Below are 13603 nucleotides of genomic sequence, written 5' to 3'. Positions count from 1 at the left end.
CCATGACCTCGACCCCCGCCGCCACACCCGTCACAGGCCTGATCCTTTCCGGGGGCGGCGCCCGGGCGGCCTACCAGGTGGGGGTGCTGGCTGCCATCGCCGACCTGCTGCCGAATGCGGCGTGCAACCCCTTCCCGGTGATCGTCGGCACTTCCGCTGGCGCCATCAATGCCGTGGGCCTGGCCTGCGGTGCCCTGCATTTCAGCGAGGCGATCCGTCGCCTGACCGCCGTCTGGCAGGGCTTCGAGACGCACCAGGTGTATCGCAGCGACTGGCCCGGGGTGATGCGCCAGAGCCTGCGCTTCCTCGGCCACAGCCTGCTGGGCATGAACCGCCACTCGCCGGTGGCGCTGCTGGACAACGCCCCGTTGCGCACCCTGCTGGAGCGTGAGCTGGATTTCTCCGGCATCGCTGCGGCCATCCGCATGCGCCAACTGCGAGCCGTGGCGGTGACCGCCTTCGGCTACGAGACCGGCCAGGCCGTGACCTTCTATCAAGGCCGCGCCACCATCGACCCCTGGTTCCGCCACCGCCGTGGCGGTGTGCCGACCCGGCTGAGCGTCGAGCACCTGATGGCCAGCGCCGCGATCCCGCTGATCTTCCCGCCGGTCAAGCTCTATCGCGAGTACTACGGCGACGGTGCGGTGCGCCAGTCGGCGCCCATCAGCCCGGCGTTGCACCTGGGGGCCAGCCGGGTGTTGGTGGTGGGGGTGAGCGGCAATCCCAGGGAGGATGCCCGCGACAACGGCATGGCCCGTCTCGGCACCGGCAACCCGCCGAGCCTTGCGCAGATCGGTGGACACATGCTCAACAGCACCTTCATCGACAACCTGGAAAGCGACATCGAGCTGCTGGAACGCATCAACCAGCTCAGCCGCCTGATCCCCGACGAGGCCCATCGGCGCAGCCTGGGGATGAAGCCGGTGGAGGTGCTGGTGGTGTCGCCCAGTCGGCCGCTGGATGAAATTGCCGCCCGCCATCGACGCGAGCTGCCCCGCGCCATCCGCACCTTCCTACGCGGACCGGGCGCTACCAAGGCCAGTGGCGCCGGCGTGATCAGCTACCTGCTGTTCGAGGCCGGCTACTGCAATGAGCTGATCGAGCTGGGCTACCAGGACGCGATGGCGCAGAAGCTGGAATTGCAGGCATTCCTCGGCCTGGCCGAGGACGCCACGCTGCCCGAACCGGCCTAGCTGGCCGGAGCGTTGCGCAAGAAGCTGGCGACAGGCACTCATGGGAGCCTCCCTGGATAACGGATCGGGCGATGCTAATTCAGCGAATTGGATGGTGGGTGCGTGACTTTGCGTGGTTGCAATCGAAACAGCGGATGAGCAGCCGATGTACTCCCCGCCCGGTTGCCGGGCGGGGCCGACCCCGTCATTCGGCGATCTGCAGCTTGCGCGACTCGGTATAGACGTAGCGGATCTTCTCGTACTCGAACGGCGAGTTGAGCTGGCCGTAGCGGAAGCGGGTGGTGTAGCGCTTGTCGACGATGCGCAGGGCGGTGATTTCCGGGTGGTCGCTGCTCACCTGCGCCACGTTGAGGAAATTGATCTGGTTCTCCGCCGCGAAGTCCACCACCAGGCCGGTAGTGTCACGCAGGTTCGACGGCCCCAGCAGCGGCAGCATCAGGTAGGGGCCGGCGCCGACACCGTAGAAGCCCAGGGTCTGGCCGAAGTCCTCGCTCTGCTTGGGCAGGCCCATCATCGTGGCCGGGTCCCACAGGCCGACTACGCCGACGGTGGTGTTGAGCAGCAGCCGCCCGGTGATCTCCATGGAGCGCTGGCCCTTGAACTGCAGCAGGCTGTTGACCAGGTTGGGCACGTCGCCGAGGTTGCTGAAGAAGTTGCTCACGCCGCTGCGCACGAAGCGCGGCGTGACGTAGGTGTAGCCACGCACCACGGGCAGGAACACCCACTGATCGAAGCGGTAGTTGAAGTGGTAGACGCGGCGGTTCCAGGACTCCAGCGGGTCGTAGACCTCCAGGGCGTCGAAGGTCGAGCGCTCGAACTCGCGCTGGTCCAGGCCGGGGTTGAAGCGGAGCTGGCGCAATGGCTGGGTGAAGCCGTCCGGGTCGGCAACGGGCTCGGCCGGGGGGGCGGCGAATGCCGGCAGGCTGGCCAGCAGCAGGGCGGGCAGGAGTGCGTACTTAGCCACGGAAGAACTCCAGCATGGCGTCGCTGTTGACGCGGTAGTTGAGGTTGCCGCAGTGCCCGCCAAGGGGGTAGACGGTCAGACGGTCGCCGAAGGTGCGACGCAGGAAACCCAGGTCACCGGTGCCGAGGATCACGTCGTCGGCGTTGTGCATCACCGCGATCTTGCTGCTGCCCTTGAGGTAGTCCTCCAGGGCGTAGAGGCTCACCTGGTCGATCAGTTGGGTCAGGCTGCCGCCGTCGAAGCGCGCACGCCAGAAGGGGATCAGTTGTTCGGTGATGTAGCAGTCGAAGTCGCACAGCAGCGCGCCCTTGAAGTAAGGCGTCAGGCTCGTGCTTTCGGTGATGGGCATCTTCACCGGGGTGATCAGCCCGCGACGGTTGATCAGGTCCGAGGTGAAGGCGATGTCCGAGGCGGAGAAGCGGAACGAGGTGCCGATCAGCATCGCCATCTGTTCGTTGGAGAGCTTCTGCTTGGACTGCTGGAAGTCGTAGAGCATCGCGTCGTTGATGTCGATATAGCCGCGTTGCTGGAAATAGCGGGTCAGCTTGCCCAGCACCACTTCATAGAAGTTGGTGTTGGTGTCGATGCCCTTCACCCGGGTCTGCACCAGGCGGTCCAGGTTGGTGATGGAGGTGTAGAGGTTCACCGGCGGGTTGAGCAGCAGCACGCGCTTGAAGTTGAAGCTGCGCCGGGTCTCGTCCAGGTGGCTGACGAAGGCCGCCTCCAGGGCGCCCAAGCTGTAGCCGGTGAGGTAGAAGTCGGTGACCGGCAAGCGTGGGTGCTGCGCGCGCACGGCCTGCATCACCCGGTACAGGTCGTCGGCGTCCTCGGTGGAAAGGCCGGGGGTGGCGAAGCGCGAGGCGGCAGCCATGAAGTCGTAGCTGCTCGGCGAGGACAGTTGCACCACGTGGAAGCCGGCGCCGTAGAACAGCTTTTTCAGGTACTCGACCAGGGTGCTGGAGTAGTGCGCACCGGTGCCGGCGATGATGAACACCAGCGGCGCCGCGTGGTCCTGCTTGGCCAGGCGATAGCCCAGGGTGCGCACCGGCCAGAAGTTGTCCGGCAACTGGAACTCCCGCTCGGGGCGCAGCCTCAGCGAGTAGTCGGCCTGGTCGATGTCCTCGTTGTCCGGCAGCTTGGGGCGCAGCTCGGGCGGCGTGGTGGCGATGGTCGCCTCGAACGGATTGGTCAGCGGGTAGCCGTAGCTGGCCGCGTCGATGTCGGCCGCCCACAGCGGGGCACAGAAAAGCAGGCCGCCAAGCAGGGCGGCGATACGGCGGTTCAGGGCCATGTGGGTCGTTCTCGTGGCTGAAGCGTGGGGGCCGAGTGAAGTACGCAGGCTATGACAAGCGCAACCGCAGCAAAGTGCCGCAGCGAGTGGCAATCTGCCTGCCCTGACCCAGGCTGGCAAGAACCCAGCCGTGGGTGGCTCAGTCCAGGCGCTCGATGCGCTCCAGCCAGACCAGTTCGCAGGCGCCGTTGCCGGTGTCCTCGCGGGTCAGCGAGCTGACCCAGGTGAAGCCGTCGTCGCCGTCCACCCGCACCAGTTGCCCGCTGATGCGGATGCGCTGGCCGGGTGCCACGTCCGCCAGGTCGCGGGCGACCTGCGCCGTGGCCGGAATCATGTGCATGTTGGCGCTGTGAATCTCGATCTCCCGCCGGGGTATGGGGAAGCGCTCGGTGGACCAGCGGTACCAGCGGTTGCCCTGGGTAATGCGGATCTGTGCCAGCACCGCCGGGTCGGCCATCGGCCCCCAGCCCAGGGCCAGGTCGGTGGGGGAGAGGCGGGCACCGGTGTCGAAGCGGTAGTCCTCGCGACCGAGGATGCGCGCCTCCAGTTGGAAGGGCTGCAGCGGGGTGATGCGGTCCTGGCCCACACGCAGTTCCCCGGCGACGATATTGGCCGGTGGTGCGTGCGGGGTGGGGCGGACCATGCTGTAGAGCATCCAGGCCACGCCCAGCGCCGCGCAGAAGTAGACGAAGCGGGACAGGTTCATGGGGCGCAGTGTAGTGGCGAATCAGCGCCTTGGTAGCGAGGCGGGACCCGTCGCCCTGCCCCTCGTCACAATTGTGCGAAGCACCTTGCATAAGGCTTGCGGCGGTTTATCCTTGGCGCCGCTTTTCATCCACCGGAGAGAACCATGTCCCGCCGTTTCCCCTTCATTGCCCTGCTGGTGCTGTTCGCCCTCTGGTTGGCCGGCAGCTACGGGTTGCGCTATGCGCTGATGGAGGATGCCCAGTGGGTCGGGCTCTGCGTGGAAGATGCCCAGCGCTGGGAGTGCCAGTTGCGTGCCGGCCTGGGCCTGCTGATCCACCACCGGGTGATCGCCCTGGGTGCCCTGGCCCTGGCGCTGGTGGCCTTCTTCCTGCCCGGCCGCGCCGGCTGGCGCCTGGGTGTGCTGGGCATGCTGCTGGCCCTGCCGGCCATGGTGCTGTACAGCGCCAGCATCGGCGTGTTCGCCGTGGTGATCGCAGCCCTGCGGCTGGTGCGCCGTCCGCTGGGAACGCCAGCCACGGCCTGATGGCCCATGTCACTGGAAAGGGATGCCGAGGCATCCCTTTTTATTGACGCCGTTCTGTACGCGCTCACGCCGGTTCCGCTATTTTTTCCCGATCAACCAGGGAGAGACGCATGTTCGAATCTGCGGAAATCGGCCATTCCATCGACAAGGACACCTACGAGAAAGGTGTGCTGGAGCTTCGCGAGGCACTGCTGGAGGCGCAGTTCGAGCTGAAGCAGCAGGCACGCTTCCCGGTGGTCATCCTGATCAACGGCATCGAGGGGGCCGGCAAGGGTGAGACGGTCAAGCTGCTCAACGAGTGGATGGACCCGCGCCTGATCCATGTCGAGAGCTTCCTCACCCCCACCGATGAGGAGCTGGCGCGGCCGCCGCAGTGGCGCTTCTGGCGCAAGCTGCCGCCCAAGGGACAGATCGGCATCTTCTTCGGCAACTGGTACAGCCAGATGCTCCACGCCCGGGTGGAGGGCGACATCAAGGATGCCCGCTTCGACCAGGCCATCGACGGTGCCGAACGCTTCGAGCGGATGCTCTGCGACGAGGGCGCGCTGATCTTCAAGTTCTGGTTCCACCTCTCCAAGAAGCAGCTCAAGCAGCGCCTCGCGACCCTGGAAAGCGACCCCCAGCGCAGTTGGCAGCTCAACCCGCTGGACTGGAAGCAGAGCGAGACCTACGAGCGCTTCGTGCGCTTCGGTGAGCGCATGCTGCGTCGCACCAGCCGCGACTACGCGCCCTGGTACGTGATCGAAGGAGTGGACGAGCAATACCGCAGCCTCAGCGTCGGCCGCATCCTGCTGGAGGGCCTGCAGGCAGCGCTCAAGCGCAAGGACCGTCCCCAGCCACAACCCCATGCCGCACCGCTGATCGCCAGCCTGGACAACCGCAGCCTGTTGGACGCCCTTGACCTCGGCCTGTCCCTGGACAAGGGCGAGTACCACGAACAGTTGGCGCTGGAGCAGGCACGCCTGGCCAAGCTGATGTGGGACAAGCGCTTCCGCAGCCATGCTTTGATGGCGGTGTTCGAGGGCAACGACGCCGCCGGCAAGGGCGGGGCGATCCGCCGTGTCACCGGCGCCCTCGACCCGCGCCAGTACCGTACCGTACCCATCGCCGCACCCACCGAGGAGGAGCGCGCGCAGCCCTACCTGTGGCGTTTCTGGCGGCATGTGCCGCCGCGTCGGCAGTTCACCATCTTCGACCGCTCCTGGTACGGCCGGGTGCTGGTGGAGCGGGTCGAGGGGTTCTGCAGCCAGGCCGACTGGCTGCGGGCCTACAGCGAGATCAACGACTTCGAGGAGCAACTGCACAACCACGGCATCGTGGTGGTGAAGTTCTGGCTGGCCATCGACAAGGACGAGCAGATGAAGCGCTTCAAGGAGCGCGAGCAGACCCCGTTCAAGCGCTACAAGATCACCGAGGAAGACTGGCGCAACCGCGACAAGTGGGACCAGTACGTCAGCGCGGTGGGCGACATGGTGGACCGCACCAGCACCGAGATCGCGCCCTGGACGCTGGTGGAGGCCAACGACAAGCGCTTTGCCCGGGTGAAAGTGCTGCGCACCATCAATGACGCCCTGGAGGCCGCTTTCCGCACGTCCTGAACCATGGGCGCGCATACGCCGGGTGAATGATCGTCGCGGGCGAGGATAGTCGGCATCTATCCTCGCCCTCATCGTCAATGGACCCCGTCCTCCAATCGACAAGAAAGAGGTGCGTCATGCGTGAAGTGGTGATAGTCGACAGCGTCCGGACCGGCCTGGCCAAGTCCTTCCGTGGCAAGTTCAACATGACCCGGCCCGATGACATGGCCGCTCACTGCGTGAACGCGCTGCTGGCACGCAACGACCTGGACCCGGCGCTGGTGGACGACTGCGTGGTCGGCGCCGGCTCCAACGAAGGCGCGCAGGGCCACAACATCGGCCGTAACGTGGCCGTGCTGTCGGGCCTGGGCATCGGCGTTGCCGGCATGACCCTTAACCGCTACTGCTCCTCCGGCCTGCAGGCCATCGCCATCGCCGCCAACCAGATCGCCTCCGGCTGCAGCGACGTGATGGTGGCCGGCGGCGTGGAGTCCATCACCCTGACGCTGAAAAGCATCAACCAGGACAACTTCGTCAACCCGCGCCTTAAGCTGGAACACCCCGGCATCTACTACCCCATGGGCCAGACCGCCGAGATCGTCGCGCGCCGCTACAACGTCAGCCGCGAGGTCCAGGACCTCTACGCCCTGCAGAGTCAGCAACGCACCGCCCGGGCCCAGGCCGACGGCCTGTTCGCCGACGAGATCGTGCCGATGAACGTCAAGTACGCGGTGGAGGACAAGGCCAGCGGCGAGAAGCAGATTCTCGACGGCGTGGTGGACCGGGACGACTGCAACCGCGCCGACACCACCCTGGAGGGCCTGAACAGCCTCAAGCCGGTGTTCGCCGAAGACGGCAGCGTCACCGCCGGCAACTCCTCCCAACTCTCCGACGGCGCCTCCATGACCCTGCTGATGAGCCTGGACAAGGCCATCGAGCTGGGCCTCAAGCCCCGTGCCTTCTTCCGTGGCTTCACTGTGGCCGGCTGCGAGCCGGACGAAATGGGCATCGGCCCGGTGTTCTCGGTGCCCAAGCTGCTCAAGGCCCGTGGCCTGAGCATCGATGACATCGACCTGTGGGAGCTGAACGAGGCCTTCGCCTCCCAGTGCGTCCATGCCCGCGATCGCCTGGGCATCGACAACGAGAAGTACAACGTCAACGGCGGCTCCATCTCCATCGGCCACCCCTTCGGCATGACCGGCTCGCGCCAGGTCGGCCACCTGGTGCGCGAGCTGCAGCGTCGCGGCAAGCGCTACGGCATCGTCACCATGTGCGTGGGCGGCGGCATGGGCGCCACCGGGTTGTTCGAAGCGGTCCGCTGAGTTCCAGCGGCCCATATGTGCGAAACCCGCTGGAGGGGACTTCAGCGGGTTTTGCCATTCAAGGGCGGCAGGTCCGTCAGGCGCGGCTTGCGATCATCTCCTTGGCCTGGACCATGCGGCGAATGTAGGAGGTGATCTCCCGCTCGGCATCGGCCCGGGTGAAGTAGGGGCCTTCCAGGGTGCCTTCACGGGTGGCGAAGAAGTACTGGCCGTTCACCGAACTGATCCGGTCGCTGCGGTAATGGGTGCTGGGGCCGGCGTCTTCAGAGCGTTGGCCGTACATGCGGGGTCTCCGAAAGCGGCGTATAGATGCCTGGAGTCTAATGCGTCGCCGCTGCGCTGCACGGGCTGGCGATGGACGGTTGTGATCACAGGTGTGGCTGGCCGACCGGTACAGTTGGCCAGTCGTCTGGCCGGTGGGTGTAGCTGTTTCCTCGTGTCGGCCCGCCCTAGAATGGCGCACCCGCCGTCCTGCGGGCCCTGCCCTGAGGTTTCCCATGCATGTCTCATCCGGCCGCTGGTTTTTCGGCCTGGTTCTCGCCCTCGTCACTGCGGTGCTCTGGGGCATCCTGCCCATCAAGCTGAAGGAAGTGCTGAAGGTGATGGACCCGGTCACCGTGACCTGGTATCGCCTGATGGTTTCCGGCTCCCTGTTGTTCCTCTACCTGGCGGCCACGCGCCGCCTGCCGACGTTCCGACCGCTGGGGCGCAAGGGGGGCTGGCTGGTGGCACTGGCCATCGCCGGGCTGCTGGGCAACTACGTGCTCTACCTGATGGGCCTGCGCATGTTGACGCCGGGCACCACGCAGTTGGTGATCCAGGTGGCGCCGATCCTGCTGTTGCTGGGCAGCCTGTTCGTCTTCAAGGAGCGCTTCAGCCTCGGCCAGGCCCTGGGCCTGCTGGTGCTGGTGAGCGGCTTCGGGCTTTTCTTCAACCAGCGCCTGGAGGAGCTGTTCACCTCCCTGGGCAGCTACACCACCGGCGTGCTGATCGTCCTTGGCGCGGCCTTCGTCTGGACCTTCTACGGGCTGGCGCAGAAGCAACTGCTGACGGTGTGGAATTCCATGCAGGTGATGATGGTGATCTACCTCGGTTGCGCCTTGCTGCTGACCCCGTGGGTCTCACCGCTGGAGGCGCTGCAACTGAGCCACTTGCAGGGCTGGCTGCTGCTGGCCTGCTGCCTGAACACCCTGGTGGCTTACGGCGCCTTCGCCGAGGCCCTGGCCCATTGGGAGGCGTCCCGGGTCAGCGCCACGCTGGCCATCACCCCGCTGGTGACCTTTGCCTCGGTGGCGGTCGCTGCCAGCCTGTGGCCCGACCACGTCCACCCCGAGCAGATCAACGGGCTGGCCTACGGCGGTGCCGTGCTGGTGGTGCTGGGCTCGGCGCTGACCGCCCTGGCACCGTCACTGGTGCGCAGTTGGAAAGCCCGCCGCCAGCGGGCCGGATGATGCCGCTCAGGCGTGGCCCTTGCCGCCCATCAGCTTGAACCAGAACGCCACGCCATTGGCCAGTTCGGTGCGCAGGGTGGCGGCATCCAGTTGGTCCGCCCGCTCCTTGAGCACCCGCCGCCAGGCTGGCAGTTGCGGCAGGCTGGCGTCGTCCGGTTCGCTGGCGCAGAGGCGGCTGGCCACCTGCACCAGGTCGGCCAGGTCGGCCCGCTCACCATGCTGGCGATCCCAGTGGGTGCGGTGGCGCGCGCAGTCCACCAGCACCGGCGGCAGCTTCCAGGCGGTCAGCACCACCACGCCGATGTCCGCCGAGAGCTGGTCGCACAGTTGCTCCAGCACGACTTCCTCGCGGGGTATTTCCGGCCACTGGTCGGCCTCGTCCAGCAGCGGCAGGCTGCCAATGTCCTGCACCAGGCCAGCGAGCATGGCGTCTTCCAGAGAAAGGCGGGTGTAGTCCTGGGCCAGGCAGGCGCAGTAGGCAGCGCAGAGCAGGGCGGTGTTCCAGCGATGGCGGAAGACCTTCTGCAGCACCGGGTCCTTGGTGGTCAGCAGGTTCTGCAGGGTGAAGCTGAGCACCAGGTTGTTCAGGCGCTGCATGCCAAGGCGGGCGATCACCTCCTGCAGGTTCACCCCCGGCCGCAGGTTGCGCAGCAGCGGGGTGGCGGCGAACTGCATCAGGTACGCCGCCAGCGGCGGGTTGCTGTGCAGCAGGCGCGTCACCTGCTCCAGGGAGGCGTGCTCGGATGAGAGCAGCTTGCGCAACTGCATCGAGGTCTCCGGCATCTGCGGGACCTTGGCCTCGCCCTTCATGAAGTGGCTGAGCAGCGAGAACTTGAGGCGGTCGTAGCGGTTGTCCATGGGTTGTGTCCTTCCTCCCTCCTCGATTGACAAGAGTAGAGGGCATTTCTTAGGGTGCCCGACCACTGGACGGCCGGCCGGCCGTGCTCATGCGCCACGGGCGCCGCAGACGGGATGCACCATGACTGAAAGCGATCGGATCAAGCTCGAGGCAGGCTGGAAAGAAGCCCTGCGCGACGAATTCGACAAACCTTACATGAACGCGCTGGGAAATTTCCTGCGCACTGAGAAGGCTGCCGGAAAAGAGATCTACCCGCCGGGGGCGATGATCTTCAACGCCCTCAACTCCACGCCGCTGGACCAGGTGAAGGTGGTGATCATCGGCCAGGACCCTTACCACGGTCCGGGCCAGGCCCACGGCCTGTGCTTCTCGGTGCAGCCGGGGGTGGCCATCCCGCCGTCGTTGCTGAACATCTACAAGGAGCTGAAGCGCGACCTGAACCTCGACATGCCCAGCCACGGCTACCTGCAGAGCTGGGCCGAGCAGGGCGTGTTGCTGCTCAACACCTCCCTCACCGTCGAGCGCGGCCAGGCCGGCTCCCATGCCAACCAGGGCTGGCAGCCGTTCACCGACCGGGTGATCGAAGTGGTCAGCCAGCACCAGCCGCACCTGGTGTTCCTGCTCTGGGGCGCCCACGCCCAGAGCAAGCAGCGGCTGATCGACACCCAGAAGCACCTGGCCCTGCGCTCGCCGCATCCCTCCCCGCTGTCGGCTCACCGGGGCTTTCTTGGCAACGGGCACTTCAGCCGTTGCAACAAGTTCCTCGAGCAGCACGGGCTGGCCCCCATCGACTGGCGCGTCCCTCCGCTGGACTGAGTCGTCACCAAAGGCCTCACCCCCGCCCCGGGCCTGATTTCCTGAGCGTCCGGCTGTTCAGCCGAGGTTCAGCGAGGGTTCAGGGGCGGTTCAGTGGACCGCCTGCATCATGGCTCCCGAGTTCGACACCTACACACGTCAACAAGGGAGATACCCCTCATGAAAAAGATCATCACCCCCCTCGCGCTGGCCACCGCCCTGGGCTTCACCGCACTGTCCGCCCACGCCGCCGAGCCCTTCGTGGGCCTGACCTGGGGTCAGACCAACAACAACATCCAGAACTCCTCGGCGCTGAACGCCAACATGGATCACCCGAGCCTGGACAAGGTCATCCACAAGACCGGCACCTGGGGCATTCGCGCCGGCCAGGCCGATGACAAGGGCCGCTACTACGCGACCTACGAAAACTTCTCCGACACCCACAGCGGCAACAAGCTGCGCCAGCAGAACCTGCTCGGCAGCTACGACCTGTTCCTCCCCCTGGGTGACAACAACACCAAGCTGTTCGGAGGTGCCACCCTGGGCCTGGTCAAGCTCGAGCAGGACGGCTCCGGCCTGCGTCGCGACAGCGACATCGGCTACGCCGCCGGCCTGCAGGCCGGTATCCTCCAGGAGCTGAACAAGAACACCTCCATCGAGGCCGGCTATCGTTACCTGCGCACCAACGCCAGCACCGAAGTCGCGCCCCATGGTGGCCCCAAGCTGGGCTCCCTGGACCTGCACAGCAGCTCCCAGGCCTACATCGGCGCCAGCTACAAGTTCTAACCTCGTGCTGCACCAGGGCCGGGCGATTGCCCGGCCCTCCTCATGGAGAAGACGATGAAACTGCTGGTCGTGGAAGATGAGGCGCTGCTGCGCCACCACCTCTATACCCGTCTGGGCGAGCAGGGCCACGTGGTGGACGCAGTCGCCGATGCCGAGGAGGCGCTCTACCGCGCCGAGGAGTACCACCACGACCTGGCGGTGGTGGACCTGGGACTGCCCGGCATGAGCGGGCTCGACCTGATCCGCCAACTGCGCAGCCGCGACAAGACCTTCCCCATCCTCATCCTGACCGCCCGCGGCAACTGGCAGGACAAAGTGGAGGGCCTGGCCGCCGGCGCCGACGACTACGTGGTCAAGCCGTTCCAGTTCGAAGAGCTGGAGGCCCGCCTCAATGCCCTGCTGCGGCGTTCGTCCGGCTTCGTCCAGTCCACCATCGAGGCCGGCCCGCTGGTGCTCGACCTAAACCGCAAGCAGGCGCTGATGAATGGCGAGTCCCTCGGGCTCACCGCCTTCGAATACCGCATCCTCGAATACCTCATGCGCCACCATCAGCAGGTGGTCGCCAAGGAGCGGCTGATGGAGCAGCTCTACCCGGACGACGACGAGCGCGACCCCAATGTCATCGAAGTGCTGGTCGGCCGATTGCGGCGCAAGCTCGAGGGTGACAACGGCTTCCGCCCCATCGACACGGTGCGCGGCCAGGGCTACCTGTTCACCGAGCGCTGCCGATGAGGCGACACCCCCTGGCGGGGTTCTCCCTGCGTCTGCGGTTGATGCTCGGCGCTGCCGGCCTGGCGGTGCTGTTCATGCTGGCGTTGCTGCCGGTGCTCAGCAAAGCGTTCGACACCGCCATGGAGCAGGCCATCGAGAAGCGCCTCGCGGCTGATGCCAGTGCGCTGATCGCCGCCGCCCGCATCGTCGACGGCAAGCTCGACATGCCCGACAAGCTCCCCGACGAGGAGTTCGACAACCTCGACGCCCACCAGCTCGGCTTCATCTACGACAGTGAAGGCCGGCTGATCTGGCAGTCACGCTCCTCCCAGGACGAGAGCGTCCACTACCTGCCGCGCTACGACGGGCGTGGCCACGAGTTCACCCAGATCCACGACGATCGCGGCCGACGCTTCTTCGTCTACGACGTCGAGATCGACCTGCTGCGCGGCCAGGCCGCTGCCTTCAGCATCGTCACCATGCAACCGATGAGCGACTACCAGGTGATGCACGACGGCTTCCTCCAACAGCTCTACTTCTGGCTCGGCACGGCCCTGCTGGCGCTGCTGGTGATGCTCTGGTTCGGCCTCACCTGGGGTTTTCGCAGCCTGCGCCGCCTCAGCGAAGAGCTGGACCAGGTGGAGTCCGGTACCCGTGACGCCCTGAGCGACGCCCACCCCCGCGAACTGCTGCGCCTGACCAAGTCCCTCAACCGCCTGCTGGACAGCGAACGCCGCCAGCGCGAGCGCTACCGCCATTCCCTCGACGACCTGGCCCACAGCCTCAAGACACCGCTCTCGGTGCTGCAGGGCGTCAGCGAAACCATCGCCGCCCGCCCCGGCGACACCGAACCGGCGCGGGTGCTGCGCAACCAGATCGAACGCATGAGCCAGCAGATCGGCTACCAGTTGCAACGGGCCACCCTGCGCAAGAGCGGCCTGGTGCGCCACCGGGTGCAGCTCGCCCCGTTGCTGGACACCCTCTGTGACGCCCTCGACAAGGTCTACCGCGACAAGCGGGTCAAGGTCCTGCGGGACTTCGACCCGGCCCTGCAGGTGCCCGTGGAGCAGGGCGCCCTGCTGGAGATGCTCGGCAACCTGCTGGAGAACGCCTACCGGTTGTGCCTCGGCACCGTGCGGGTCAGCGCCCGGGAGAACGGGGCCAGTTGCGAGCTGGTGGTCGAGGACGACGGCCCCGGCGTACCGGCGGACCAGCGCGCGCGCATCCTCCAGCGCGGCGAGCGGGCCGACGCCCAGCACCCGGGGCAGGGCATCGGCACCGCCGTGGTGCTGGACATCGTCGAGAGCTTCGAGGGCGAACTGGCCCTGGGTGACTCGCCCCTGGGCGGCGCCGAGTTCCGCATCCGCCTGCCGCTTCAATGAACCCTGGCTCACCCCGCCCGACCGGCGCGGGCTCCGGCTGA

General features: G+C 66.5%; 14 protein-coding genes. 9 read left to right on the top strand and 5 right to left on the bottom strand.

Annotated features, from left to right (window positions below; genetic code table 11):
• Positions 1–2: 2 nt before the first annotated feature.
• A complete protein-coding gene (locus A7D27_RS04435) occupies positions 3–1193 on the top strand; it encodes a patatin-like phospholipase family protein (RefSeq protein ID WP_069559731.1) in 1191 nt (396 codons plus the stop codon).
• Positions 1194–1377: 184 nt separating this feature from the next.
• Here A7D27_RS04435 and A7D27_RS04430 read toward each other — a convergent pair whose 3' ends face one another.
• The 3 genes from A7D27_RS04430 to A7D27_RS04420 form a co-directional block, all read right to left on the bottom strand.
• A complete protein-coding gene (locus tag A7D27_RS04430) occupies positions 1378–2157 on the bottom strand; it encodes a VacJ family lipoprotein (protein WP_069559730.1) in 780 nt (259 codons plus the stop codon).
• On the bottom strand, positions 2150–3448 hold the full coding sequence (locus A7D27_RS04425; RefSeq protein WP_069564189.1) for a serine/threonine protein kinase: 1299 nt from the start codon (positions 3446–3448) through the stop codon (positions 2150–2152). The genes A7D27_RS04430 and A7D27_RS04425 overlap by 8 nt, the downstream gene beginning before the upstream one ends.
• Positions 3449–3587: 139 nt before the next feature.
• Positions 3588–4154 carry a hypothetical protein gene (locus A7D27_RS04420; RefSeq protein WP_177343734.1) on the bottom strand — a complete coding sequence of 189 codons (567 nt, stop codon included), beginning with the start codon at positions 4152–4154 and terminating at the stop codon, positions 3588–3590.
• Positions 4155–4298: 144 nt separating this feature from the next.
• Between A7D27_RS04420 and A7D27_RS04415 the strand changes: the two genes are divergently transcribed.
• The 3 genes from A7D27_RS04415 (at position 4299) to A7D27_RS04405 (ending at position 7578) form a co-directional block, all read left to right on the top strand.
• On the top strand, positions 4299–4679 hold the full coding sequence (locus A7D27_RS04415) for a hypothetical protein (RefSeq protein WP_069559727.1): 381 nt from the start codon (positions 4299–4301) through the stop codon (positions 4677–4679).
• Positions 4680–4789: 110 nt separating this feature from the next.
• Entirely contained in the window at positions 4790–6277 is a 1488-nt protein-coding gene (gene pap, locus A7D27_RS04410; RefSeq protein WP_069559726.1) for a polyphosphate:AMP phosphotransferase, read from the top strand.
• Positions 6278–6393: 116 nt separating this feature from the next.
• Positions 6394–7578, top strand: coding sequence for a thiolase family protein (locus A7D27_RS04405; protein WP_069559725.1), 1185 nt, complete (start codon positions 6394–6396; stop codon positions 7576–7578).
• Positions 7579–7654: 76 nt separating this feature from the next.
• Here the strand turns inward: A7D27_RS04405 and A7D27_RS04400 are convergent, their stop codons facing one another.
• Positions 7655–7861 (bottom strand): DUF6316 family protein, encoded by a 207-nt coding sequence (locus A7D27_RS04400; protein WP_069559724.1) that lies wholly within the window; start codon positions 7859–7861, stop codon positions 7655–7657.
• Positions 7862–8075: 214 nt separating this feature from the next.
• On the opposite strand from A7D27_RS04400, the gene A7D27_RS04395 reads away from it, so the two are divergent.
• Entirely contained in the window at positions 8076–9029 is a 954-nt protein-coding gene (locus tag A7D27_RS04395; RefSeq protein ID WP_069559723.1) for a DMT family transporter, read from the top strand.
• A 6-nt stretch (positions 9030–9035) separates the two neighbouring features.
• Here A7D27_RS04395 and A7D27_RS04390 read toward each other — a convergent pair whose 3' ends face one another.
• Positions 9036–9887 carry an HDOD domain-containing protein gene (locus A7D27_RS04390; RefSeq protein ID WP_069559722.1) on the bottom strand — a complete coding sequence of 284 codons (852 nt, stop codon included), beginning with the start codon at positions 9885–9887 and terminating at the stop codon, positions 9036–9038.
• A 121-nt stretch (positions 9888–10008) separates the two neighbouring features.
• On the opposite strand from A7D27_RS04390, the gene ung reads away from it, so the two are divergent.
• The 4 genes from ung (at position 10009) to A7D27_RS04370 (ending at position 13562) form a co-directional block, all read left to right on the top strand.
• Positions 10009–10704, top strand: coding sequence for a uracil-DNA glycosylase (gene ung / locus A7D27_RS04385; protein ID WP_069564188.1), 696 nt, complete (start codon positions 10009–10011; stop codon positions 10702–10704).
• 159 nt (positions 10705–10863) lie between these two features.
• Positions 10864–11469 (top strand): outer membrane protein, encoded by a 606-nt coding sequence (locus A7D27_RS04380; protein WP_069564187.1) that lies wholly within the window; start codon positions 10864–10866, stop codon positions 11467–11469.
• Between the two features lie 54 nt (positions 11470–11523).
• Positions 11524–12201 (top strand): response regulator, encoded by a 678-nt coding sequence (locus A7D27_RS04375; RefSeq protein ID WP_069559719.1) that lies wholly within the window; start codon positions 11524–11526, stop codon positions 12199–12201.
• Positions 12198–13562 (top strand): ATP-binding protein, encoded by a 1365-nt coding sequence (locus A7D27_RS04370; protein WP_069564186.1) that lies wholly within the window; start codon positions 12198–12200, stop codon positions 13560–13562. The genes A7D27_RS04375 and A7D27_RS04370 overlap by 4 nt, the downstream gene beginning before the upstream one ends.
• The last annotated feature ends 41 nt before the right edge of the window (positions 13563–13603 follow it).

It is taken from the genome of Pseudomonas sp. 1D4 (genome assembly GCF_001728925.1).
Classification (GTDB): domain Bacteria; phylum Pseudomonadota; class Gammaproteobacteria; order Pseudomonadales; family Pseudomonadaceae; genus Metapseudomonas; species Metapseudomonas otitidis.
Note: the sequence above shows the minus strand (reverse complement) of the source record. Positions and strands in the feature narration are given on the sequence as shown.

What these genes read in the sequence shown, in the direction of transcription:
- A7D27_RS04420 (WP_177343734.1), bottom strand. Translation starts at nt 4,154, where the DNA reads ATGAACCTGTCCCGCTTCGTCTACTTCTGCGCGGCGCTGGGCGTGGCC.
- A7D27_RS04405 (WP_069559725.1), top strand. Translation starts at nt 6,394, where the DNA reads ATGCGTGAAGTGGTGATAGTCGACAGCGTCCGGACCGGCCTGGCCAAG.
- A7D27_RS04390 (WP_069559722.1), bottom strand. Translation starts at nt 9,887, where the DNA reads ATGGACAACCGCTACGACCGCCTCAAGTTCTCGCTGCTCAGCCACTTC.
- ung (WP_069564188.1), top strand. Translation starts at nt 10,009, where the DNA reads ATGACTGAAAGCGATCGGATCAAGCTCGAGGCAGGCTGGAAAGAAGCC.
- A7D27_RS04425 (WP_069564189.1), bottom strand. Translation starts at nt 3,448, where the DNA reads ATGGCCCTGAACCGCCGTATCGCCGCCCTGCTTGGCGGCCTGCTTTTC.
- A7D27_RS04435 (WP_069559731.1), top strand. Translation starts at nt 3, where the DNA reads ATGACCTCGACCCCCGCCGCCACACCCGTCACAGGCCTGATCCTTTCC.
- A7D27_RS04395 (WP_069559723.1), top strand. Translation starts at nt 8,076, where the DNA reads ATGCATGTCTCATCCGGCCGCTGGTTTTTCGGCCTGGTTCTCGCCCTC.
- A7D27_RS04400 (WP_069559724.1), bottom strand. Translation starts at nt 7,861, where the DNA reads ATGTACGGCCAACGCTCTGAAGACGCCGGCCCCAGCACCCATTACCGC.
- pap (WP_069559726.1), top strand. Translation starts at nt 4,790, where the DNA reads ATGTTCGAATCTGCGGAAATCGGCCATTCCATCGACAAGGACACCTAC.
- A7D27_RS04415 (WP_069559727.1), top strand. Translation starts at nt 4,299, where the DNA reads ATGTCCCGCCGTTTCCCCTTCATTGCCCTGCTGGTGCTGTTCGCCCTC.
- A7D27_RS04370 (WP_069564186.1), top strand. Translation starts at nt 12,198, where the DNA reads ATGAGGCGACACCCCCTGGCGGGGTTCTCCCTGCGTCTGCGGTTGATG.
- A7D27_RS04375 (WP_069559719.1), top strand. Translation starts at nt 11,524, where the DNA reads ATGAAACTGCTGGTCGTGGAAGATGAGGCGCTGCTGCGCCACCACCTC.
- A7D27_RS04380 (WP_069564187.1), top strand. Translation starts at nt 10,864, where the DNA reads ATGAAAAAGATCATCACCCCCCTCGCGCTGGCCACCGCCCTGGGCTTC.